Genomic DNA, 24,490 nt, shown 5'->3' with positions numbered 1-24,490 from the left:
TTGAGATCAGCACAAAACTGTTTTGAGAAAGAAAGCGTATGATCATAAGCTTTATCAAAAAAGGCTTGTTTCCCCAGCAAGCCAATTCTTCTAAGCGCTTGTATGATCTCTCTAAAAGAGCAACCAGCATAACAAGTGAGTAAAAGGGGCCCATCATGTCCATTAGAAAGAGATAAGCTAGGCAATTGATCATCATGAGCAGGGCAACGGGCAAGTCCATAATCCCCATGCCAAACTCCACGTAATGCACAAGTAATTTTTTGAGCTGTTGTATGCAATGCATAAGCATTGCTTGTTGTAGCATTTGTAAAATGCATAAAATCCCTTCCTGCTACTTGCATTACAGGACAGATTCTGTTATTTCGGGATTTGCGAAACTCGAAATACTTTGTCTGTCCTATAAGTAAGGCGAAGTTTTCTTTAGGCGGCGTCGTTGCCACGTTGGTTTTTTGCCTTTTCGATTACATCGTCAAGGTCAGATTGTAACCAACGCGCTAAGAAGCCAATCTTTAAAGGCTTTGGTACCGAGCCATCAGCGACCCGCCGCCAAAGTGTTGAAACACTTATATTAAGTATTTTTGCACTCTCACGCACCGTGAGAAGTGGTTCATTTGGAATCATGAAGTCCCCTCTCTATGTAAATGATCGAATCAGCATTGATTTACTATATATAAATAGCAATTCGTAGCAAACTTTTCCAGCAAAAAAACAATATCTTGTGACTTTTTATTCAAGAGGAGCCATAATTTGTGATTATATTATCCGTTATGGATTAAATGTGAAAAAGAGTTAGAGCTATCCACAACTATTGTTTTGACCAGTGACATAAGCCGCCCATTTATCCATATAGATACGACGCTGTTCTAAATAATCAGTCCGACGATAGGCACGCTCCACTTTCCCCCCAACCGTATGACCTAGAATGGTTTCTGCGACTTCATAAGGGGCATCGGTTGTTTCTGCGAGCCAATCACGTAAACTAGAGCGAAAACCATGGGTGCAGGCTTCAAGTCCAGCGCGTTTCATGTAGTGTGACATACATTTCTCAGCAAGGGGACCTCGACCAGTTGCAGAAAAAAAGAAATCATTGCGAGATAAAAGGCGCGCTTGTTTTAAGATTTCTAATGCTTCAGATGATAGAGGCACGCGAAATTCTTTTGTAGCATCACGCCTTCCTTTCATATTCTCAGCAGGAATAGTCCATATATTCCCCTCAACTTGATCCTTATGAATATAACGCAAAGGATTGGTACGAACGCCTGTCAGAATAAGCAAACGTAAAGCCAGTTGTGTTATGGTTGATGCTTCACAAAGTGTTTTATAAAAAGCCGGCACATCTTTCCAATCCATTGCTGGTCTATTAGTGACCTTATGACGCTGTTTACCTAAGAGAGCGCGTGCTTTTTCTGTTGCTTGTAAATCAACATCCAATCCTAATGCAGCCGCATGTTTGAGACAAAGATTGAGACGGTTTAGTGCTTTACGAGCTGTATCAGCTTTTATATGCCATATGGGAGCAAGTACATTGCGTATCTCTGTTTGCGTAATCTCTGAAATGGGAATACAGCCTAATTTGGGGAGAACATAAAGTTGTAAAGGTAGAAACCAGTTCCCAGCCTTGCCGTCACCTTCTAATTCAGCTTTACGACTTTCAAAAGCATCTAAGGCAATGTCTTTTAGATAATGGAGGTTACTTATTGCCTCACGCTTTTGTTTCTCACGTTCTTTAATGGGGTCACGCCCTTCACGAAGAACAGAGCGCCACCCCGTTGCTAATTCACGGGCTTGTTTTAAAGAGACATGTCTTAAAGCACCCAAGCCCATTTCACGGCGCCGCCCGTGAATGGTATAACGATAAAGCCATTGAGCACCTCCATCTTTACGCTTATGAAGAAGCAAGCCGGCACCATCATTATATTTGCCAGCCCCCAATGTTGCGACAGACCTTGCATTAAGACGGTTCATAAGAGGCATTTTTAGTCCTTTCTTCTATAGTTTTTACCCACACGCCAGCCCCGCTTTTGACATGCAAGCAAGTGATATTAATTGATACGATATGAGAAGGTTTGTGATGAAAGAATCTTACTATATTCGGAGCTATGATTCAAGTTGAAAAATGATGATTTATCATTATAAATCAATGTGTTACCAGATCACGGAATACTCATGCGAGGGCGCTTGCAACCGGAGGGGGGCTTAACATGCAAACCAAAAATCCACATTTTAACGATGTTTCTGGTCAAGCAAAGAATTCGTCAAAGACGCACTGCCATAGGACTTTCTCAAAAAGAATTAGGAAGCCATTTAGATGTCAGTTTCCAACAAATTCCAAAATATGAAAAAGGCTTCAATCATGTAGGTGCAGGGCGTTTACAAGAAATTGCCAACATACTGGCGGTTCCCATTACCTTTTTTTATGCGGATATTACTACACAAGAAAATAACCTCACAAAAGAACATCACTCACCCTATAATCAAGAAACCTATAGCGAAAAAGAACATGCCCTTTTGAGAAATTTTAGAGAACTCCACCATAAAAAAACAAAAAGCAATTTTGCAGTTGATTTCTGATGAAAAAAACAGCCGCTTATTTTCATGAATTTACTGAAAGAAAATCAACTGTGCTAAATAACATTGAAAAGAATTTTAACTGTCTCTCCAAAAGGAGAAAGATATCCGGTCTGAAAACAATCTGAGTAGAAATCTTTGTCTTTAGAAATGGGGAGAAGAGATCAAATAATTGAAGATTTAACAGATAAAAGATAAAAAAATCTTCTAACGCAATGCATCATACCATCTTTTAAAAATTTACAAGTGTGAAGAGAAACAATTGACAGAAGATAAAAAATTCCCTTAAGTGCTCTCACAAAAAGATGAAGACTTAGCGTAAAATATTCAATTTTTTTCAATTCTGAAAGATAAAAAAGACAGTATTATTTGAAATAAAACACGTTATTGTGCTGGCAATTATGATGGTGTGCACAAAATGGGATTGTTGAAGATATAATTTAAGAATGTTCCTTAACCAACTCACTCTCTCCTGAGTATAGCGCGGGGAATAAAGATGGAGAGATACGAAGGAGTATAGAAAATGAGTTTTAAAGTTGCAATTGCTGGCGCAACAGGAAATGTCGGTCGTGAAATGCTTACAATTTTAGAAGAGCGTGGTTTTCCTGCGCACGAAATTGTTCCTCTGGCATCACGACGCTCACTAGGGCAAGAAGTTTCTTATGGGGACAAAACTTTAAAAGTAAAAGCACTAGATACTTATGATTTTTCTGACACAGATTTGTGTCTGATGTCTTCGGGGGGAAGCATTTCCAAAGAATATGCCCCTAAAATCGCTGCAGCAGGCTGTGTCGTCATCGACAATTCCTCCACGTGGCGCTATGATGCCAATGTTCCGTTGATTGTCCCTGAAGTTAATGCTGAAGCGATAAGTGCCTTTTCTAAGCGTAATATTATAGCCAATCCCAATTGTTCAACAATTCAACTGGTCTTAGCTTTAAAACCTCTCCATGATGCTGCCACCATTAAACGTGTTGTTGTCTCTACATATCAATCGGTTTCTGGGGCTGGGAAGAAAGGAATGGACGAACTTTTCGAACAATCACGCGCAGTGTTTGTTGCTGATCCAATTACATCAAAAAAATTCACCAAACGCATTGCCTTTAATGTCATTCCCCATATCGATGTCTTCATGGAAGATGGTTATACAAAAGAAGAATGGAAAATGACGGCTGAAACGAAGAAAATTCTTGATCCGAAAATTAAATTAACAGCTACTGCTGTTCGGGTTCCGGTCTTTATCGGTCATGCAGAGGCTGTCCATGTTGAATTTGAAAAACCACTCAGCGCATCTGAAGCACAAGCACTTCTGCGCGATGCCCCTGGTTGTCAGCTTATCGATAAACACGAAGATGGTGGCTATACCACACCTTATGAATGTACAGGAGAAGATGACACCTTTATTAGCCGTGTTCGTGAAGATATCACCGTTGAAAATGGTTTAGCTTTCTGGGTTGTCGCCGATAATTTAAGAAAAGGCGCCGCATTGAATGCCGTTCAAATTGCTGAATTACTCATTTCTCGTCATTTAATAAAACCTAAGTCCGTAAATTAACGACTTATCCAAAAGGACGAAGAGCCCTAGCCGGTCTGTCAAAAGTCCGGCTTCTCTTTAGCAGAATCTTCCCCTACTGTGGATTCATATCACTCCCCTAAAGAACAGTCATTCAGAGCGTTGACAAATTCTACCCTTAGAATATCCTTGAATACCTCACCGCCTTAAAAAACGAAGATCTCTATCTGCACTGCTCTTGTACACAATCGCACTTTTTAAACAGTTTGCACCGATCACCGTCCTCATGCCGCCTTACAACACAACAGAATAAGGACAAAAAGCTTCTCACCATTCTCTTAAAAAATCCAGCTTTTCTTGAAAAAAATTCTATCAAACATCCCCCTAAAGAACAGTAGCTCGAGACGTTGACAAATTTTACCCTGAATATTCTTAACTCTCGCCGCCTTAAAGTTACCCCTCGCCATCTTGAAGCCCTTTATGATACAATAGGGTTAGCAGCATAAAGCATTTTTTGCTTCATGCTGCCATCCTGTTTGTCATTGCTTGTCGTGAGATTGACTTTATCCTTATGGTGCAGGATAGGTCACAACACGGTAACGCGTTTCATTGCGTTCAAAATTTTTGTCATTATCCTTATCTGGAAAGAATGGATTATAAGCATTGACGTGCTTTACAGAGACTTCTTGTGCTGTTGGCGAAGGATTTAAAATTGTCCGTTCATCCCTTTTTTTAACACCTGTGGAATCGATAATCACATCAGTTCTGTACAATTTTTGCATGTTTTTGCGTGTTTTTTGCATTACCGGAAGAGCTTTAAAATCGGAAACAACCTGTTTTACTTTTTCTTTTGGCGATTTTTTCATGGAAGTTGATTTTACAGGCATCTTTGTAAAAGCAATGGTAGGAACATTAGTGACATTGACATAACGTGCAGATGCCCACCCAACTTTTCCATGATAACCAAGAGAACACCAAGTTTTATTGGATAAGCAGCCATAAATTTGCACTTTTGCCCCCATTGGAACCATTGTGATCACTTTATAAGCTGTCGCAGGACCGGTGCGTAAAGATACCTGACCTGATGCAACACGAGCAACGGTTCCAGTTATGGTCCCAGCTTGTGCGTAAGAAACAGCCATTGCCACCACTGATGCTGCCAAAGCCCGTAAAATCATTATCGTTGATAATAAATTCTTTCTTAACATTATTTTTCTTCCTCTCTAACATGTGAAGGGCAAAATATTTTCCTTTGCAAAAATTTGCCGCTTTTAAATCCAGTCATCATCAATTTTTATTTTCCCCAAAGCCTTCCAACCCCATTGCAATAAAATCTCTGCAACAAAATCTCTCTTGTGCCCTCAACCCCTCTACACGACGGCCTTTTGATCTTAATTGCGCAGTAAGTCCCTCATGAATTGATCGCGAAAACATCATCTGATTGCTTGGCGCTTCAATCCATCGTCTCTTAAAGAAGTTTTTAAAGCGTAATTGGTTCCCTCAACCAACGATTACAATAGAAGAATTGATTGCCTAAATTTCAGAGAATTTCTATGAACAAATGATGATGTTTTCCCAAAACTGCGGAAAAGAGAGAAAAAAAGAATATTCTTTTTAAAATAAAAGTGATTGAATATTCTCTAAAGCTTTTATAACTTCAACTTTCCTTAAAAAAATATAGAGTATATTGAAGCTTTCTTCAAAAATCTCTTGGAAAAGAAAGTTAAAAGCACATGACATTAAAATTTTTTTCTCGCAGTCAGGTTATAGGCTTATTCCTCTCTCTCTTTACACTTTTTTTGTCTACTGCTTTTTCCATGGCCGCAGACAAATCAAAAATCAAACTTGGTATTATGGAAGGACACGAAGCAACTGTTTGGCAAGTCGCTGCAGAGCAAGCTAAAAAAGCTGATTTAGAAATTGAACTTGTTTACTTTTCTGATTACGCTTTGCCCAACGATGCTGTTAATGCAGGAGAGATTGATGCAAATGCTTTTCAGCACGCACCTTATCTTAAAAACCAAATGGAACAGCGCGGTTATAAACTTTCAATTGTAGGATACACGTTTATTGCCCCAATAGGTCTCTATTCTCACAAAATTAAAGACATAAAAGAATTGCGCGAGAGAGCACACGTTGGCATTCCTAATGATCCATCCAACGGTGGAAGAGCCCTCCTTCTTCTCAATTCTTTAAATCTTATTAAATTAAAAGACCCTCACGATATTCTTGCCTCTCCACTGGATATTATTGAAAATTCTAAAAACTTACAAATTCGGGAACTCGATACCGGCATGTTAGGGCGAGCCATTGATGATTTTGATATGGGCGTTGTCAATACAAATTGGGCTTTAGTCTCTGGACTAGACTTGCAAAAAGATGTCATCGCATGGGAAAAAACAGAAAATAATCCCTATAACAATATCATTGTTGTGCGAACCAGAGACAAAGATGAACCATGGGTCAAAAAATTAGTTGCTGCCTACAATAGCGAGCCTGTCCGTGCAAAAATCAAAGAGATTTTTGGTCCAGCAGCACAAACATCTTGGTAATTGTGCCTCATATTCTCGTCGTTTTGCTAAACATTCTGGTAATTTTAAATGGAAAAAAACGCCCTCATTTCCTTAAAAAATGTCAGCCGTTGTTTTAACAAAACGGCGGGCATTCCAGCAGTTGATAACTTATCTCTTGAGATCCATACCGGTGAAATCCTTGGTATTATTGGCCGTAGTGGAGCAGGAAAATCAACACTTATTCGCTGTTTAAATGGATTAGAAAAAATTGATACAGGCTCTCTTTTTTTTGAAGGTATCAATATTTCTAATCTATCAGAAACAGAATGGGCGCCTTATCGTCAACGAATTGGGATGATTTTTCAACATTTCAATCTCCTTTCATCGCAAAAGGTGATTGATAACATTGCATTACCACTCAAATTAACAGGAATAAATAAAAAACAACGCCACAAACGTGCGCTTGAACTTATTGAATTAGTAGGATTATGTGGTAAAGAATATTGCTATCCAGCAGAATTATCAGGAGGGCAAAAACAACGCGTTGGCATTGCCCGTGCGCTTGCTGCTAATCCTAAAATATTGTTATCAGATGAAGCAACCTCTGCTCTTGATCCTGAAACAACACAGTCTATTCTTGAACTTCTGGCTGATATTAACAACCGCCTCAATCTCACAGTTGTGCTTATTACCCACGAAATGGAAGTAGTACGGACCATTGCGCATCGCGTTGTTGTTCTCAATCAAGGACGCATTGTGGAAGAAGGACGTGTAAAAGATATTTTTACATCCCCACAAGAAGAAACAACCATTGCCATGCTGAAACTTGTTACACCACAACTTCCTGAAAAATATGCAAAGAATATTAAACCCATCGGTCAAGAAGCTGTTATTGAAATGAATATTGCTGGTGAAATTGCTCAACAACCTTTTCTCCATCTTCTAGAAGATGAAAGCGGTTTAAGAGCACGTATTCTCCACGGAGGCATTGATACCGTCCAAGGAGAAACCATCGGGCGACTCTTCCTTGCTCTTCCTGCTCAAGATCAAGAAGCTTTTAAAAAAGCTGTTCAATGGTTAACCGAAAAAGGACAATATTGCGAGGTATTAGGTTATGTTTAATGTTCTATCTCATGAACTTCCCAATGCCCTTTTTGATACAATCTTGATGACGATAAGTGCTTCTTTGATAGCACTTATTATAGGACTTCCTCTTGGTCTTCTTCTTCATACAACAGCACGTGGTGGAATTTTTTCTTCATCTCTTATCAATCGCCCTTTAAGCATCATCATTGACAGTATTCGTGCCATTCCCTTTATTATTCTTGCATTTTATCTTCTTCCCGTTACCCGTATCGTTGTAGGAAAAGGTGTGGGAATGCCTTCTGTAATTTTTGTTCTCACTATTTCAGCTATTCCTTTTTATGCACGCATGGCCGAACTCTCTTTTAAAACAGTTGAAAATGGTCTCATTGAAGCGATCCGCTCTATGGGTGCAAGCCGCCTTCAAATCATCAGACATGTTCTTATTCCTGAAGCTCTCCCTAGCCTGATTACCGGTTTTACAGTCATGGTCATTTCTCTCATAGGAGCCACCTCACTTGCCGGATATCTCGGTGGAGGCGGTTTAGGAGACATGGCAATCCGTTATGGCTATCAACGCTATAATACCTTCATCATGACCATCGTCATCATTTTGTTGATCATGCTCAATATTATAACCCAATGGACTTCTGATAAAATCGTACGAAAACTTGATAAAACGAAGCATTAAAAGACTGAAGATTTCACACGCCAGCATTATCATCCTCTCAGCCACATCCAAAGTGCCATACCTCACAAGGAGAAACACCCCTTGGCAATCGAAAACGCTCATAAAAAAAATAAGCACTTTTTCTTAAACGATTTTATCGACATAAGCCGCAGTTTATAACTGAGCAAATCGTTTGAATGGCTTCAATATAAAAGGGGATAAAATAAGAGAATCTTACAACATTCAAAACTCTCTCTCACCATAAAAACGATTGAGCAGACAGAACAATCCGCTATGACGAGCAAGGCTATAATACCGCCACTATAATTATGATTGATCACTCTTAATGTATGATTATTGTCTCCCCAAGTATTTGATAAAAAGTAGGAACCTCTCGCCAATCTATTGCTGGCCTATTATTGGTTTTATGACGTTATTTTCTTAAACAAGGTTTGTGCTTTAACGGCTACCTATATGTAAATCAACACCTAGACCGAATGCCACAGGATCTTTTAAACATAGATTGAGTTGGATAAGAACGCTAAACATTGTTCCTGCTTTTGTATGCCAAGCAAGCTAACATATTGCGTATCTGTCAAACGTAATTTCTAAAACGGGAAGATGGGTCTAATTTTAGAAGAATATTAAAGGCGTAAAGGTACAAACCAATTTTCATCTTTACCATCATTTTTTAGTTTGGCTTAAAGGCTTTCAAAAGTACCTAAAATAATAAATAATGGAGATTACGCATTGCCTCACGCTTTTGTTTATCCGTTCTTTAATGGGTCACAAACTGCTCGTAAAATAGAATACCCTAAACGAAATAGACTTTGCTCACATATTCATTGCGCTTGTTTGAAAGAGGTATCAAAGCCTCAAGTTCATTTCGCGACAGCATCCATGAATGGTATAATAATCAATCCATTGAGCCTCCATCTTGACGCTTCATAAAAGAGCAAACCGGCACCATCAGACACTTTACCAGCGCCCAGTGTTGTAAAGCCCCCTCTTGAGACAGTTCATGAAAAAGCATACCTTTTTTGTACAGTTTCACGCCATATAGGTTTACCCGCTTTTAAAAGTGCACATGCGTTATTTTGATTATTTCAACATGGAAATAAGTTTAAAATGAGAGAATCTTACGATATTCCAGACTCGCATTCAGGATGAATGACACGCGATTATCATGATAACTCAATATATTCTCAATTTTATCATCGAAGAAAATTCGAAAAAATTGTATGCCAATTCTTATCAAACAAAGCACTCAAATAATCTTAAGGATTAGAAAAATTTTCCCCCATCACAGCAACAATAAGCCATTGGGCCGTAAGGGCTGGTTTTTTTAACTGTTCCACTTCTACTGTAACCCCATAATGAAAAACCACGCGACCAGAAGGGCGAATTTCTGCCTCATCGAGCACAAAACGAGCCCGCACCCGTGCCCCTGTTTTTACAGGACTCATGAAGCGTACTTTATCAAAACCATAATTAATCCCCATTGTAGCCCCTTCTAACTCTGGAAGAGACTCATAAGCAAGCGTAGACAAAAGCGATAATGTCAAAAAACCATGAGCAATCGTTCCACCAAAAGGTGTCTTTTGAGCCTTTTCCTCATCAACGTGTATCCATTGATGATCATCCGTAGCGCATGCAAATTGATTAATCATATCCTGTGTAACAAGACGCCACTGCGATGACCCCATTTCTTTCCCAATAAAAGTAGTGACATCTTGTACTGTGATTTTTTGCCGCATAACGCTATTCCTATTTTATTTGATAAAAGCAACCGCTCCTCTTGCTTTTATAAAACCCATTGATTAGAGCATCAAGAATAAAAGATTAATTGTCTTAAAAACAAATACACCTTATGAATAAGAAAACTTTTTGAGTAGAATAGTTTTCAAATGGAAAAAAGAATGGCCAGCAATGTGAACCTAACAGGTTTAGCACATGATTTGAAGCAACGTGCAGAAAACCATGCCCCCATCCGTATTGGGCTGATTGGTTGTGGTGAAATGGGTACAGATTTATTATCAAGTATTGCACATATGGAGGGTATAACTGTCGCCGCCGTAGCCACAAGAACACCGTCACGTATTTTTGATGCCGCAATACTTGCCTATGGCGAAAAGGGACATGTCTGTGAAGTTGAAAATGCTCATGCCCTCACACAAAGCATTGAAAAAGGTTTGATTGCTGCAACAGACGATATCGACCTTGTTTTGCGCCATGAACAAATTGATATTATCGTTGATGCAACAGGCTATCCTGAAGCGGGAGCAGAAATTGGCTTTAAAGCGCTTGAAAACAACAAACATCTTGTCATGATGAATGTTGAAGCCGATGTTACGATTGGCGCGTATCTGAAGCATGAAGCAGAAAAACGAGGACTTATTTATACCCTTGGTGCCGGAGATGAACCAACTTCCTGCATGGAACTCATCGAATTTGTTTCAGCTCTTGGACATAAAATTGTTGCAGCGGGGAAGGGAAAAAATAATCCTCTCCTCTTTGATGCCACACCTGATGCTTACGAAGAAGAAGCAATGCACCGTAATATGAATGTGCGCATGTTAGTTGAATTTATTGATGGTTCTAAAACGATGGTTGAAATGGCCGCAATTGCCAATGCCACTGGACTTCTCCCCGATTGCCCAGGAATGCATGGCCCCCAAACAGCATTGCAAGATTTAAACAAGGTACTTATCCCAAAACAAGATGGCGGTATTTTAGAGCAATATGGTGTAGTGGATTATTCAATAGGTCAAGGAGTTTCCCCTGGTGTTTTTGTTATTGCAGAAATAGCACACCCACGTTTACGTGAACGTATGGAAGATTTAAAAATTGGTCAGGGACCTTATTTTACCTTTCACCGCCCCTATCATCTCACAGCAATGGAGGTTCCCCTCACGTGTGCACGCGTGATGCTTTATGGTAAAAAAGATATGGCTCCCCTTAATCATCCCGTAGTAGAAGTTTGTGCTGTTGCTAAAAAAGATTTATACCCAGGCGATCAGCTCGATTTTATCGGTCTTTATACGTATCGCGCTTGGATCATGAACATTGCAGAAGCACGCGCTCACCAAGCTATTCCTTGTGGTCTTTTAGAAAAAGCAACCGTAACAGCTGAAATTAAAAAGAATGAACTCATTACAGTGCATAATACGGCTATTCGTGAAGATCAATGGATTGCACGTCTTCGTGCCAAACAAGATCTTTTACTTCAAAACCCTTCCCGTTCATGTATAAGTCCCCCCTGCTATTGCTTTAATAATTCATCTTATTGATTTATATATAATTTATCATTTTTTTATTGTATGAGAGCCCTGAATACTGGAATATTTTTTATTTATTTAGCAATATTCCGAATAACCTTCATATCAGAGCAAGCAAATAATATTAAAAGACGAATAAAGAGAGTAAGAGTGCTAATCTTATAATAATTAAATAACCATAAACTATAAAAAATCAGCTTTCAGATTCTCTATCACCTATATAATTTAATACACCTATTACTCCCAGAAGAGATACAGTAGTACCTATTATATTCCCTATACATGCAGAAACAATAAATCCTGTAAGCCATAGCCCACCCACCATGACAGCTACACCATCGACAAAGTCCAATCCAAACCCGTACGAGCCATTGTTGTTACCTTTATCATTGCCTTTGTTTTTACCTATACCTATACCCTTCACCAAATAAAATCCATTTTGTTTTTCAATATCATGGATAACAGCTCTACCTACTGCTTCAGTAACAATATTTTTTTCTAATGTTGCAACAATTCCCACTTCTTGAAATTGATTTTGTACAAAACTTGCATTCTCCTCTATAATTTGTACAAAAAAAAGAATAAGGAGTGTAAAAGTAAACGAAAATACACGGTTTTTAAATATTTTAAACATAGCTTCTTTTTCTCCTCTTTTTCTTTACTGAAAAAGTAAAATAATATTTAAAATAAATAATACAATATGTATATATTATTATGTAATTTTATTATAAATATAATACATTATATATTGTATGTAAAGACATAATTTAAACTTGCAAAGAAACACTGCTGAATTCAAAATAATAACAACAATACTGGAAAATTTCTGAACGACCTGCCTAAGAAAATTTATTTAAAAATCAAATAATTATAAAACATAACGAACACAATTGAGCATCGCCTCACATGACGAAAAACCTTATCAAAGTAAAATGTATCGCTCGTTTCTATTCTATTATTATTACATAAAATTTAAAAAAATATTCATAAAGAATACAAATAATTTCTTCATTTTAAAATAAAATCATTTTCTATTGATGATATTAAGTTAAAATAACACAAATAATATTTTGTTATTATGCAATTTCGTCTCACGTAAATTATTCTCATTACATTTATTTTTTCATGAAAACTTATAAATATTAATAAATTATTCAAATTAAAGTAAAATTAGTAAACAATTATTATAAGATGGATATGTAAACTTGAATTAAAAATACAATAATTATCCTAGCCTTCACACCAACACAAATGCTTTAGTTATCCTTTTTGCATAGCAAAAAGAAGAATATTAAACTTCATCTAAAATTACCTCTTTAAGACATAATGAAAAAAATATTTTTCATGACATGATGTGAAGTATTTAAGCTTCCTCAATATTTACTCATCAAAAACAAAAAGATGCATTAAAAACGCTTACAAAAGATACCTATCTTTAGAAGAGGGACGCATATTCCATCAAAAATAATGTTAGCTTCTCTTAATAAAACTTTCACTCTTTTTAAAAAGCCTTCATTTTTAGAGTATCCCTATGGGATTAAAAATACGCTTATTTGCGTTTCTCTTATAGATAGATTAAACAGTGACAGAACCTTTAATCACTTTGTCTGTATTAACTTCTCTTTTGGGCAATAATTTATGGTATCTAACACGCCTTTTCTCGCTCTTTTACCTTTGGGTGCATACGAATATCACGGAGAGCACCTTCCCTTTGAAACCGACTGGATTATTGCTGAAGCTTTTGCAAAAGCCCTCACTTTACAAACAAAAGAGCAATATCATATCGCCCTTTTACCGGTTGAAAAGATTGGTTATTCTATAGAACATATGGATGTTATAGGGACACAAAGCCTGACCTTTTCTGATGCAGTTCAACGCTGGATAGAGATTGGTGAAAACTGCTATCACAAAGGGATCAATCGTCTTCTTCTTCTTAATGCTCACGGAGGCAACTCCCCTTTAATGAGCATTGTTATCACTGAATTGCGAAGGCGCTTCTCCATGCTCGCTGTCGCAACAAGCTGGAGCCGTTTTGGTTTGCCACAAGGTCTGATAGAACCTTCTCAACAGCATCTTGATATCCATGGAGGTTTTATCGAAACCTCTCTCATGCTCTATTTAGCTCCAGAAAAAGTCCATATGGAAAAGGCAAGAAATTTTCATAATAAACAAGCGGATATGATTACCAATTATCGCTATTTACGCGCTTATGGTCCCCATGCCTTTGGCTGGACCATGCGTGATCTAAACCCGCAAGGTGCCGCAGGAAACGCAAGCAAAGCAACACCAAAAGCTGGTGAAGCAATCTTTTCTCATGTTCTATCTCAACTTCGTAATTTACTTGATGATATCAATCGTTTTAACATAAACACATGGCAATAAAAAATAATAAAAGGTTCCCTCATGGAAACGACCCCCTCAAAAAAACTTCCCGTTACGGTTCTCACGGGCTATCTTGGTGCAGGAAAAACCACTCTTCTTAACCGCATCCTCAGTGAAAATCATGGCACACGTTATGCCGTCATTGTCAATGAATTTGGTGAAATTGGTATTGATAATGACCTGATCATTGAATCAGATGAAGAAGTTTATGAAATGAATAACGGCTGCGTTTGCTGCACCGTGCGCGGCGATCTCATTCGCATTTTGGAAACTCTGATGCAACGCTCTCATCGATTTGATGCGATCATTATAGAAACAACAGGACTTGCTGATCCCATTCCTGTTGCTCAAACTTTTTTCATGGATGATACGGTCCATGAAAAAACAATGCTTGACAGTGTCATAGCAGTCGTTGATGCAAAACATTTACCCTCTCAACTGAAAAAAAGCCGTGAAGCTGAAGAGCAAATTGCCTTCGCAGATATTATTCTTTTAAATAAGATTGACCTCATTACCGCACAAGAACGTGCCCATGCGGAATCTCTTATTCTTTCCATTAATCCTCGCACTATACTTTATACAACCCAGCAAACCAATATCCCTCTTGATAAACTCCTCAATCGTGGTTTCTTTGACCTCCAGCGAACGCTAGACCATGATCCCCATTTTCTTGATCATGGAGATACAGACCAATCTAAAGATCATGTGTGTGGTCCCGATTGTCATCATGACCATCATCATCACACAGCCCCCATTCATGATATTACCATCACTTCTGTAAGTTTAAAAACAGGTGCCCTGCAACCAGAAAAGTTTTTCCCTTGGATCCAACAGCTTACGCAGCAACAAGGACCTGATATCTTGCGTCTTAAAGGCATTATTGCCTTTCAAGGAGACGATGATCGTTATGTCATTCAAGGCATTCATATGCTTCTTGAGGGACAACACCAACGCCCATGGCGTGAAGATGAAAGGCGAGAAAGCCGCCTTGTTTTTATCGGACGCTCTCTTGATGCTGAAAAGTTAAAAATTGATTTTGAAAATTGCGCATAAAATGAGTGACAATGCCCAATATAACCCATTATGATCTCCAAAGTTACTGCCTTTCCTGCGGTTTTATAGGCAATAAACCAGCCTTTGTTTCCGTGGAAGGTTTAATTGTTTTTTTAACCCCAACCCCACAAATTTTTGAAATTCACCAAGGAATAATTTCAAGTCATTTTTCTCATGACAATACTGCAATCATCACAGGGGGAGAAGATGGAAAAGTCTGTCAAACCACAGTAGGTGGTCACACAGAATTGCTCAGTCAAAAAGAACGCAAATGGATCAATAATGTTGCTTTTGGCCCCCAAAAAGCTTTTGCTTTTTCCTCCTCACGTCTTGCATTTATGCATGTTGGAAAAGAACAACAAGAGCTCACGCATGAGCGCAGTGTAGAAGGTCTGGCTTTTGCCCCAAAAGGTTTACGACTTGCCGTTGCCCATTACAATGGTGTTACGCTTCATTGGCTCTCAACACAAATATCTCCCACCACATTGATATGGAAAGGCGCTCATTGTGGTGTTACCTTTTCACCAGACAACCGCTATGTCATTTCCACGATGCAAGAAAACGCCTTGCACGGCTGGCGTCTTACCAATCATCAACATTTACGGATGAGTGGCTACCCAAGCAAAGTCAAAAGCTGGTCTTGGAGTGCAAAAGGAAAATGGCTCGCAACATCAGGTGCTTCTGCTGCAATTGTTTGGCCCTTTCATACAAAAGACGGCCCCATGGGAAAAGCACCCCTAGAACTTGGAACACGAGCAAATGCACTTGTGAGCACCGTTTCATGCCATCCAAACAAAGAAATTGTCGCCATAGGCTTCAATGATGGAATGATTTTAGCGGCACATTTTCGTGATGGAAAAGAGATCCTACTAAAAGGTTATGGAAAAAGCGCTATCTCAGCACTCAATTGGGACCCAACAGGACAAAACCTCACCTTCGGTAGTGAAAATGGTGAATGCGGTATGATCAATATCACTGATTAAGCCAAGCACCAACAAGCACAACCATCACCGATAACAATATCCACTCAATCCTCTAGAAATCTAAGCCCCCGCGCATCTCTAGAACTCTCAGAAGTTCCACCCAAAATCCCCCAAGTCTTTATAATCATGAAGCCTTCTATCTTGCTAGCACCTCCCTTTAGACAAGAAAAGGCCTTCAACATGTTTTTTGACCTTTTAACATTGGTTTCCTCCATACAAGATATAAGCTATATTCTGCTGAAGTTCCAAGAACAGTGCTTTTATGAGAGTGTGCAGCCCATGGCATAGGTTATTATAGAAAAAGGTGGCTTTATAGGCGATGGGAGACGGTATTATAGGTAAGTATTCTTCATCGAAAAGGACTTTTTATTCCTACGATCAGAAGAAGGAAACTCAACATTCTTTTTTTAAATAAAAATTTTTGGACCGCTGCTCCACACCTCAAAGGATGGAACTCCCTACTCATTCTGATCAAAAGTCCGGCTTCTTATCTAGACATAAATTGGTTTATAATGAATTTAATAAAGTGTATTCATTGTTTTATATGTCGAATGAAAGCCCTTTAAATCAATAAAATTTTTTCATTTCAAATCTTTTTATATTGAAGCAACCACAACCATTTTCTTACACATTACCAATAAGGAGCCCGTATTGATACAACATATTTAAGAAAAGACTAAAAATACTTCTTATAAACACTTTCGAGTGCTAAAATCACCGCGATATTGAAAGCTGAAAAATAGAATGATGATGCCCACTTATTACAACAATGGAAATAATCTCTCTCTTATCAAAGTTAAAGTCTATCATTTGCAAAAAAGAAAAAACACCCCTAAAAGCATAACAAAGAATTCTTTACGTTTTATGATGATTTGACCTAAAACTCTCTCAGTCTTTTCTAATAAGTATCTTCAACCATAAATCAAATAAATCATTTATTGTAACCTTTTATATTCAAAAATAATCATATTGATGAAGGAATATAAATTTTGAGATATTTAAAAAGTAGAAAAAGATTCTGCCTTTCATATAAAAATACATAGTGGAGCTCTTTTAAAAAAGATGGCGCAATCCAGCAGAGAAACTCGCTCCAGAAAAACCAACTTTCTTCAATCGATGCTGATAAGTAACATCCCCATGAAGAGAAAGTTTTGATGAAAGACGCGCATTAAACCCAAGCCCAACTTCCAAAGAAGAACCAAAAGAACCTAACTGGAAATCATCTTTAAAAAAAACAAATTGCTTATCTTCAAAATTATGCAAATAAGAAAGCTTACTATAAAAAGAAACCTCACGTCCCTCTTCCACAACACCTAGCGTTTTACTTAAACGCCCACCAACACGCCCCATCCATTGATGAAATTTTCCCAAATCAACATCAATATCATCAACATCATACGCTTGATGAAACTGAAGATGCTGATATATAACCTGAACCTGTGGATCAAAAACAACACCCTTATACCCTATTGCAAACGTTTTGCCACTCGTTAAAGATCCACTAAACTGTTGCCCCTTTAACGCCACAACCTTGCCCCGTGCAAGCGTCAAAACATCCCCCTTTAAAAAACCATAGGATAACACACCATCGATATAAAAACCTGTATCATGCTGTAGACTTCCATAGGCCCCAACAGACCATTTATTAAATGCACTGTTTTTACTTTCTTCAACTTCCTGAGGTGCTAGAGAAAGATTTCCATAGTTCCCCAAAACCCCAAAGAGTGTACGACTGTATAAACTCTCAATTTCGTTTAACAAAACACCTGCTTGAAATGCATTATAATCGAGCTCAGCGCTATAGCCATATTCAAAAGCAGATAAATTGGAAGCATAATGATGGCTTCCTCCATAAGCATGTAGAAAAAAGGCTGTGTTTTTCTCATCTTTCCAAGAAGAATGAAAAGCATCCCGCATTGTCTTTAACGTCTTATTTTGCGTATTCATATCCATCAAACCCGCATGGAATAAAGCATTTGGTAACAGGAGATACGTTGGCAATTGAGGAACAACAGCTCTAATTCCTAGTTCAGGCTGCGCATCAAACGGGACAAGAAAATGAGACGAAAGTGCAACAGGAGCAAAAGGTTTAGAAGGCTTTGGTTCAACTGCTGCAAAAGGAGGAACAACAGAATCCGTAGATGAAGGAGATACCGGAACAGAAGTCCCAGAAGGCAAAACCTCATCCGTAGAAGTTTCAACCGGAACAGCCGGCATAGGCACAGCAGAGGGATCCTCTGGAACAGTTGGTACAGAGGGAAGCTCAGGCAGAACAGGTTTAGAAGGAGTAAGTGTAGAATCCGTAGGGACAGATGTTTCAGACGATTCAGATCCTTCAAGCAAAGAAGATGTAGATGGTATAAGCGGAGGCTCAACAGTAGGAGGTTGTTCAGGTGAAATAGTCTCTGTTGGTCGTTCAGAAGGGACCGTTTCTGCTTCAGAAGGGGGTAAAACTGTAGACGTCGGTTTAGAAGCAGAATCAGAAGTATCTAACTCAGAACCAATATAAACACTTTCGAGACGAAAATCCCAAAAATCTCCTTCCCCTGCAACCAATCTATTCTTTGGATCCGCTGCTCCAAAAGAAGAACTTGGACCATAGCCACGAAGTTTATATTGATAAGGAAATCCATTCACTGTAGTATAACTATTGGCGAGCTTAAAAGAACTTTCCTCTGCCGTCCCTGCAACTTGAATGAGTGAAATACTTTGACTGCCTTTACTGGCTGCTTCTTTATCTAAAGTTTTTTGAAATTTTTCCATCCCAATAAGGGTGGTTCCCAAAACATTCCCGTAGATCAAAATACGATCCGTTTGTTGAAGGTCAAATAAACCATCATTATTCATAAATGTGCTCATCTTAATCTGAGCATTACCTTCTGCACTGTATACTTTATTCTCCCCGTCATCCATACCAGCTTTTTTATTGATATTATCTAAGGCATGAATATCGTCTTCATTGTATATTTTGTTTCCAATATGCAATGTTTGATAATCTTGAGAGACATATTTCTCAAAAACAACGGTACTATCAACAAGACTTAAAGTAGAAAGCGATGAAGGCGTAAAGTCCGCTTTTTGTGAGCCTTGATATTTACTCTTCGTAAGATACCACGTTGAACCATTTTTTAACTGCAAATCAATACGAGATGTATCCTCAATGCGCGCTCCCCCTGTAAGGGTTGAAGAATACGCTTGAACAAGAAAAGAAAAATCATTTTCAGCTTTTAGGAGTAAGTCACCAGAGATTCTTGTGTTTTCCGATAATTCAAGGGTAGCTTCAGCCCCATAACCAGAATCCCCCGTACCATAAACGGCGATCCCCTCTGGGACTGAAAAAGTTGTCTTTGATAACTGAACAAATGTCTTTTCCAGAGCAACACCTTGCGCTCCCAAATTTCTCATATCGCCCCACATATCATTGGAATCTAATCCATAAAAATACAGACCATAGGTTTCCTTACCCTGAACAGAAATTTTGGATTTTTCAATCTTAATATTCGTCTTCTTAAACGCATCAGCTAAATTAAATCCTTGCCTCAACAACCAACCTTTATTATGTACATTTCCTGAAGCATTTTTAATCAAAAAGCCATGCATATCACTAAGTTCAATAGAACTATTATTCAATTGAACAAAACCACCTTGAGAGATATCAAAAGCTTCTGGTAATTTATTGACACTTGTCTCACCAATGATAACAGTTTTTTGTTTTCCTTTGCCCTTAATGACAGAACTATCAAAACTATACTCCCCCCCATAAAGTGATAAAAACGAGCCTTTCCCATTAAAAATAACGGTACTCCCTGACAGCCTAATCTTTGAACCAAAACTGCTAATCAGCGCCGTCTCTTCTATACCATTCAATTCTTTTGGTGTCGTTTCTTTTAGTGTCGTTTCAATCTTGACACGCACTACAGCAATATCTGTTCCTTTACCCAATGCAGAAATAGCATGAGCCCCCCCCATAATAGTGCCGTCTGTCATGCGAATAATCGCACTTTCAGCATGAAGAGCAGGTATATTCTTAAAATTTGAATTCGTTAAATTAAGATGAGCTCCCTCTTTTGCCAGTGCACCATAGCCATATATTTCATCTGCGCTATCACCCGTAACAGTTATCTGCGATGCATCAACAACTGTACCTGCTTTTTCTACATATAGAGCTGAAACAGGAGTATAGTCAGAAATATATTGTTTAGAATATTCTAAATGATAAGTTTTATTTTTAATCGTATGTTTTTTACCATCATTGCATTTATAAACCTGAGCGTTTGGATCACAGAGATTTTCTAAATTATTAGAATTCGCATTAACACTCATGATTGGCAAAAAAGAAACAATAGCCGTTGTGATAAATAAAAATCTATAATCCTTTAATACATTAACCATAATTCTATTCCCAATTTTCTCTTCCCCTCCCCTACGACTTAAAAATAAAAAACACGCGCAATAACGCTAACTAAAACATCCCCAAAATAAGAAGTATAAAACTTAGATATTCATTTATACTTCAAACAACACTCCATAACTTATGTAAAACTCCTCTTATATTTCATGAGCATCTAAAAACGATATTGTAAACTGCCTGAAAAAATCATCCCTAAAAAGTTGCTTTTCTAAGACGATGCTAATATTACCTCTCCATACAATGCAAAGTTTGAAGACAACTGGGCATTCAATCCCACTCCAGTTTCCAAAGAAAAACCAAAAGAACCCAAATGGAAATCATTTTAAAAAGAAACAAATTGTTTATTTTAAAAATTATGCAAATAAGAAAGTTGACTATAAAAAGAAACCTCACGTCCCTCTTCCACAACACCTAGCGTCTTGCTTAAACGCCCTCCAACACGCATCAGCCTCGGCATAAAAATTCCTATCAATGCACAGCTCCCCGTACAAAAAAGGAGCATCAGCTTCAACGCCCCCATGCGCGTTAACTTTAACATCTAAGAACAGACCAGCAAAGAAAGGCGCCCCTTCTAACGCAGTAATATAAGACAATCTTTCAGCATACTCGATATAAATAGCTGTATCATTAGGAATATTAGAGTTTGTCTTCTTGAACTGAATCTCTCCCAATGCAGCCAATGCCTCTGCTTCTATATATTCCTCTTGTGATGAACTTTCTTTTACATAAAGCCGGCGAGTTTCACACCCATGAAGAGTAATATCTGAATTCTCAAAAACAACATCAGAATAACGCCAACCCCACGAACCATATAAAGATTGACCATCCAATACGCCATATCTTGTCGCGCCACCAAGAATGAAAACGGCCTCCATACTCTCCATCACGAGACCATTAATATTTGAAACATTAATCTTACCATCCTTAACAAGAAGAAAACCATCTTGCTTTAAGCAAAAATAGCCTGATTAAAGACATGATCATAAGCTCTTATATTTTTATCATTGACCGTGTTCTTATCACTTTCAGAAATGGAAACCTTATCCAAAACAATCTTCATTTTTTACTGTGCGAACACCTTTGTTGAAATTATACCTGTGTTTTTTTACGCCAAAGCCCCATCAATCTTCAAACTTCCTTTTTCTCCCACTTTAATGCTTATTCGACCAAACTTTTTTGCCTTCGAAACAACAGAAAATCGCTATCAGCAGTATCTAAACGAAGGTCCCTCCACGACCAACGCTTCTCAAAAAGCATCACATAAATAGGATCTCAAAAGAAAACCACATGAAGGTGCTTCCTGTGCATTCACATTTATATTTTACACAAAGAATAAAGAAGATGTCGTAAGAGCATATAAACACACATGACGTTTTACTACTTTCATCATTATTGACTCTAAACTTTCCTTATTTCATCTTCATAAAAAAACCGAAAAATACATCTGGCTTATCGAGATATTATTCCTATTATGTGTTATTTACATAATTCGTTTTGTATTATATGTAAAGTTAAAAAACAGAAAAAACACAATTAAAAATGATAGCTTAATCCTCCAGAAAAATGCGTTCCCTCAAAGCCAGCTTTCGTAAATTTATGCTTATAAATCAGATCACTATGAAAAATAATTTTTTGAGATAGTTGCGAATAAATACAAAATCCAGCTTCTAAAGAAGAACCAAAAGAACCAAGCTGGAAAGTATCTTTAAAATACACATATTGCTTATCATCAAAATTACGAACGAAATGAAGTATACCATAGAAGGAAAGAACCTGTGCATCTTTCGTCAATGTCAGTGTTTTGGTTAAATTCCCCCAATACGCATCCCCCAATGATCTGGTCTTCGCATATTAATATTAAAATTATCAATATCACGCGTTTGATGAAACTGAAGATTTTGATAAACAAAATGAACCTGTGGTTCAAAAATAAAACATCGACAACCTATCATAAATGTTTTACCAGCAGTTAAGGAAAAGCTTAAGGGCTTGCCTCTCAATGCAGCCGTTTTGCCTCGCTCACGTGTAAGAACATTGCCATTAAACAAACCATACGAGAAGAAACCATCCATATAAAGACCCGTATCATGTTGCATACTTCCATATGCTGTGATTGTCCATTTATCAAATATACTTTCTTGACTTTGTTTAACCTCTCGAGTCCGCAAAGAAAGTTTGCCATAATTTCCCATAATTCCAAAGGATATCGTACTGTATGCATTTTCAATTTTCTTGAGTAAAATACCTACCTCTAGTGCATTATAATCAAGGTCGCCTCCATATTCAAGTGCAGAAAAATTTGAAGTATAAAATTTAAAGTATAATGGTGATGTTCCCCGTAACCACGTAAAAATAAAGCGGAATTTTCATTAATTTTCAATAACGACCGAGAAAAAATTCGCAGTGTTTGTAACTGCTTATTTTGGTTACTGATATCCATCAATCCAGCATGAAATAAGGTATTTGGCAAAAAAATATAAGTCAAAACCTGTGGAACAACGGCTCTCACATTTTGCTCAAAATGAAAAGAACGCTCAGAAAAAAGGGGGTAACAGAAGAACCAAATGCAGGAGAGACAACAACGGAAGGAGTGGAAGCAACAAAGGGCGAAACAGATGAACCAGATGTCGGCACAACAGGATGAGCTTCAGAAATAACAGGAATAACAGGTGCAAGAGAGGGAGAAGAAGGAGGAGAATTTGGAATACCCAGCACAAAAACATCATGAACATCAGGTGTGGTCGTAAGACGAGAACCCCTATCAAGAGAATCTACAGATGAAAAAAGATTTGGCTCTCGTAACTTTTGCTGAGAATGAGAATCGATAGCCTGCTCTTTACCTCCAGTAATATTAGGATGAGTTTTAGGAAAAGAAGGAGCAACGAAATCAAGAACAGGAAAAACTTCAGTGAGATCAAGAGAAGAATAAACAACAAATTTACTTTCAAGGCGGAAATCCCAAAATGTTCCAATGTTTTTAAGCATTCTTTGATTGGAATCTGCCACCCCTATGGTAGAGCTTGGACCATAACTCTTAAGATGATATTGATAAGGGGAATCTTCAAGTGTGACATATCCCCCCTTTAACTGAAAAGAATCTTCAGCAGTTTGTCCATAAACCTGAATAATGCAAATCCCTTGATCATTACCGCCTTCTCCCGTCCACGCCCCTGAGCTTCTAGAACCCCTATACACATGGACTGTTGTTTTTCCTTCAAGATCACCATTGATTAAAAGCCGATCAGTTTTCTGCTCTTCAAGCTTTTCCCCTTTATCCCAATATGCATTAAGATAAAGATTTACATTACCTTGCGCTTTATAGACAGTCCCTACTCCTTTTCCGATGAGAAGTGTCTAATAACCATCTGTTGTTTTGGATTTTAGTGCTCCAAAAATAAGAAAACTATTCGTAAGTTCAACTAATGAAATAGAAGAATAATCTTTAAACCTAAAATGAAAAGCATCAGAGTTTTTTGATTGTTCATATTTTGGTCGCGATAAAATCCATTTTGAACCATTTTTTAAAGCTATCTTGGCTGTAGAACTTTCATCAACATATGCACTTCCTACAAGGGTAGAAGCATCAGCTTCAATACTGAGATTGGAATGTTCAACAGCTTTCAGGAGTGAATCGCCAGAAACTTTTGAATGGTGTAAGAGTTTAACAAAACTTTCAAATTCTCGGCTATACAGAGCTGTACTTTCTGGAACCATAAAAGTTGTCTGGATCAACTGGACTGCCCCTTTTCTTGGTATAATTGTTTTTTTATCATTCAAGACAGCTTGCCAAAATAAAGTGCATCCCATGAAATGCATTCCCTCTCACAAAAACATTGGAATGTTTAATATGAGCAGCATTATGATCATTCCCTTGCAATACAAGGCCATGAGCATTGTTAATTTTTCCTCCTTTCATATACATTTTTGCACCATTATGACTCAAAAGACTTATCTCATCAGCCGATGTCCTAACCTCTGTCTTAGTCAAAGAAACAAATAACTTCTCACTCGAAACACTGATCCCCATTCTGATGGC

Annotated in this window: 20 protein-coding genes and 2 pseudogenes; 9 read left to right on the top strand and 13 right to left on the bottom strand. The window is 37.9% G+C overall.

What is annotated here, in order from left to right:
• The 3 genes and pseudogenes from HWX04_RS04580 to HWX04_RS04570 form a co-directional block, all read right to left on the bottom strand.
• Positions 1 to 317 (bottom strand): annotated as a pseudogene (locus HWX04_RS04580) (DUF7146 domain-containing protein); the annotation flags it as partial.
• Positions 318 to 420: 103 nt separating this feature from the next.
• The gene (locus HWX04_RS04575; protein ID WP_175869030.1) at positions 421 to 621 is read right to left on the bottom strand and encodes a helix-turn-helix transcriptional regulator; all 201 of its coding nucleotides are present in this window, start codon (positions 619 to 621) and stop codon (positions 421 to 423) included.
• Between the two features lie 174 nt (positions 622 to 795).
• Positions 796 to 1,974: a tyrosine-type recombinase/integrase gene (locus HWX04_RS04570; protein WP_175869029.1), complete on the bottom strand. Its 1,179-nt coding sequence runs from the start codon at positions 1,972 to 1,974 to the stop codon at positions 796 to 798.
• A 227-nt stretch (positions 1,975 to 2,201) separates the two neighbouring features.
• Between HWX04_RS04570 and HWX04_RS04565 the strand changes: the two are divergent.
• Together HWX04_RS04565 and HWX04_RS04560 are read left to right on the top strand one after the other, a co-directional pair.
• Positions 2,202 to 2,599: pseudogene (locus HWX04_RS04565) on the top strand (helix-turn-helix domain-containing protein).
• Positions 2,600 to 3,091: 492 nt separating this feature from the next.
• Positions 3,092 to 4,123, top strand: coding sequence for an aspartate-semialdehyde dehydrogenase (locus tag HWX04_RS04560; RefSeq protein ID WP_175869028.1), 1,032 nt, complete (start codon positions 3,092 to 3,094; stop codon positions 4,121 to 4,123).
• Positions 4,124 to 4,650: 527 nt separating this feature from the next.
• Here the strand turns inward: HWX04_RS04560 and HWX04_RS04555 are convergent.
• Entirely contained in the window at positions 4,651 to 5,289 is a 639-nt protein-coding gene (locus HWX04_RS04555; RefSeq protein ID WP_175869027.1) for an SH3 domain-containing protein, read from the bottom strand.
• A gap of 525 nt (positions 5,290 to 5,814) precedes the next feature.
• Here HWX04_RS04555 and HWX04_RS04550 point away from each other — a divergent pair.
• The 3 genes from HWX04_RS04550 to HWX04_RS04540 are packed head-to-tail and all read left to right on the top strand — an operon-like array spanning position 5,815 to position 8,368.
• Positions 5,815 to 6,633, top strand: a complete 819-nt coding sequence (locus HWX04_RS04550; protein ID WP_175869026.1) for a MetQ/NlpA family ABC transporter substrate-binding protein — start codon at positions 5,815 to 5,817, stop codon at positions 6,631 to 6,633.
• Positions 6,634 to 6,681: 48 nt separating this feature from the next.
• The gene (locus tag HWX04_RS04545) at positions 6,682 to 7,716 is read left to right on the top strand and encodes a methionine ABC transporter ATP-binding protein (protein ID WP_175869025.1); all 1,035 of its coding nucleotides are present in this window, start codon (positions 6,682 to 6,684) and stop codon (positions 7,714 to 7,716) included.
• On the top strand, positions 7,709 to 8,368 hold the full coding sequence (locus HWX04_RS04540) for a methionine ABC transporter permease (protein WP_175869024.1): 660 nt from the start codon (positions 7,709 to 7,711) through the stop codon (positions 8,366 to 8,368). The genes HWX04_RS04545 and HWX04_RS04540 overlap by 8 nt, the downstream gene beginning before the upstream one ends.
• Before the next feature lie 1,256 nt (positions 8,369 to 9,624).
• On the opposite strand, the gene HWX04_RS04535 is transcribed toward HWX04_RS04540, so the two are convergent.
• Entirely contained in the window at positions 9,625 to 10,104 is a 480-nt protein-coding gene (locus tag HWX04_RS04535; protein ID WP_175869023.1) for a MaoC family dehydratase, read from the bottom strand.
• Positions 10,105 to 10,266: 162 nt separating this feature from the next.
• On the opposite strand from HWX04_RS04535, the gene HWX04_RS04530 reads away from it, so the two are divergent.
• Positions 10,267 to 11,637, top strand: a complete 1,371-nt coding sequence (locus HWX04_RS04530; RefSeq protein ID WP_175869022.1) for an NAD(P)H-dependent oxidoreductase — start codon at positions 10,267 to 10,269, stop codon at positions 11,635 to 11,637.
• Positions 11,638 to 11,818: 181 nt separating this feature from the next.
• Here HWX04_RS04530 and HWX04_RS04525 read toward each other — a convergent pair whose 3' ends face one another.
• Positions 11,819 to 12,259 (bottom strand): hypothetical protein, encoded by a 441-nt coding sequence (locus tag HWX04_RS04525; protein WP_175869021.1) that lies wholly within the window; start codon positions 12,257 to 12,259, stop codon positions 11,819 to 11,821.
• A 1,004-nt stretch (positions 12,260 to 13,263) separates the two neighbouring features.
• Between HWX04_RS04525 and HWX04_RS04520 the strand changes: the two genes are divergently transcribed.
• The 3 genes from HWX04_RS04520 to HWX04_RS04510 are packed head-to-tail and all read left to right on the top strand — an operon-like array spanning position 13,264 to position 16,043.
• A complete protein-coding gene (locus tag HWX04_RS04520) occupies positions 13,264 to 14,007 on the top strand; it encodes a creatininase family protein (RefSeq protein ID WP_175869020.1) in 744 nt (247 codons plus the stop codon).
• Positions 14,008 to 14,028: 21 nt separating this feature from the next.
• Complete coding sequence (locus HWX04_RS04515) at positions 14,029 to 15,060, top strand: CobW family GTP-binding protein (RefSeq protein ID WP_175869019.1); 1,032 nt, start codon at positions 14,029 to 14,031, stop codon at positions 15,058 to 15,060.
• Between the two features lie 11 nt (positions 15,061 to 15,071).
• The gene (locus HWX04_RS04510; RefSeq protein WP_175869018.1) at positions 15,072 to 16,043 is read left to right on the top strand and encodes a WD40 repeat domain-containing protein; all 972 of its coding nucleotides are present in this window, start codon (positions 15,072 to 15,074) and stop codon (positions 16,041 to 16,043) included.
• Positions 16,044 to 17,096: 1,053 nt separating this feature from the next.
• On the opposite strand, the gene HWX04_RS04505 is transcribed toward HWX04_RS04510, so the two are convergent.
• From HWX04_RS04505 to HWX04_RS08955, 7 genes are all read right to left on the bottom strand, one after another.
• Positions 17,097 to 20,435, bottom strand: coding sequence for an autotransporter outer membrane beta-barrel domain-containing protein (locus HWX04_RS04505; RefSeq protein WP_175869017.1), 3,339 nt, complete (start codon positions 20,433 to 20,435; stop codon positions 17,097 to 17,099).
• Positions 20,436 to 20,843: 408 nt separating this feature from the next.
• A complete protein-coding gene (locus HWX04_RS04500; protein ID WP_175869016.1) occupies positions 20,844 to 21,329 on the bottom strand; it encodes a hypothetical protein in 486 nt (161 codons plus the stop codon).
• Positions 21,330 to 21,987: 658 nt separating this feature from the next.
• Positions 21,988 to 22,287 carry a hypothetical protein gene (locus tag HWX04_RS08975; RefSeq protein ID WP_439330025.1) on the bottom strand — a complete coding sequence of 100 codons (300 nt, stop codon included), beginning with the start codon at positions 22,285 to 22,287 and terminating at the stop codon, positions 21,988 to 21,990.
• Entirely contained in the window at positions 22,260 to 22,682 is a 423-nt protein-coding gene (locus tag HWX04_RS08970; RefSeq protein WP_439330026.1) for an autotransporter outer membrane beta-barrel domain-containing protein, read from the bottom strand. Before HWX04_RS08970 ends, HWX04_RS08975 begins: the two co-directional genes overlap by 28 nt.
• Positions 22,683 to 22,959: 277 nt before the next feature.
• Positions 22,960 to 23,799 carry a hypothetical protein gene (locus HWX04_RS08965; protein WP_246257426.1) on the bottom strand — a complete coding sequence of 280 codons (840 nt, stop codon included), beginning with the start codon at positions 23,797 to 23,799 and terminating at the stop codon, positions 22,960 to 22,962.
• A gap of 9 nt (positions 23,800 to 23,808) precedes the next feature.
• Positions 23,809 to 24,261, bottom strand: coding sequence for a hypothetical protein (locus HWX04_RS08960; protein ID WP_175869014.1), 453 nt, complete (start codon positions 24,259 to 24,261; stop codon positions 23,809 to 23,811).
• On the bottom strand, positions 24,224 to 24,481 hold the full coding sequence (locus HWX04_RS08955) for a hypothetical protein (protein ID WP_175869013.1): 258 nt from the start codon (positions 24,479 to 24,481) through the stop codon (positions 24,224 to 24,226). Before HWX04_RS08955 ends, HWX04_RS08960 begins: the two co-directional genes overlap by 38 nt.
• Positions 24,482 to 24,490 lie beyond the last annotated feature (9 nt).

This window comes from Bartonella gabonensis (genome assembly GCF_903679515.1).
GTDB classification, from domain to species: Bacteria; Pseudomonadota; Alphaproteobacteria; order Rhizobiales; family Rhizobiaceae; genus Bartonella; species Bartonella gabonensis.
This window is presented reverse-complemented; position numbering and strand designations above follow the sequence as displayed.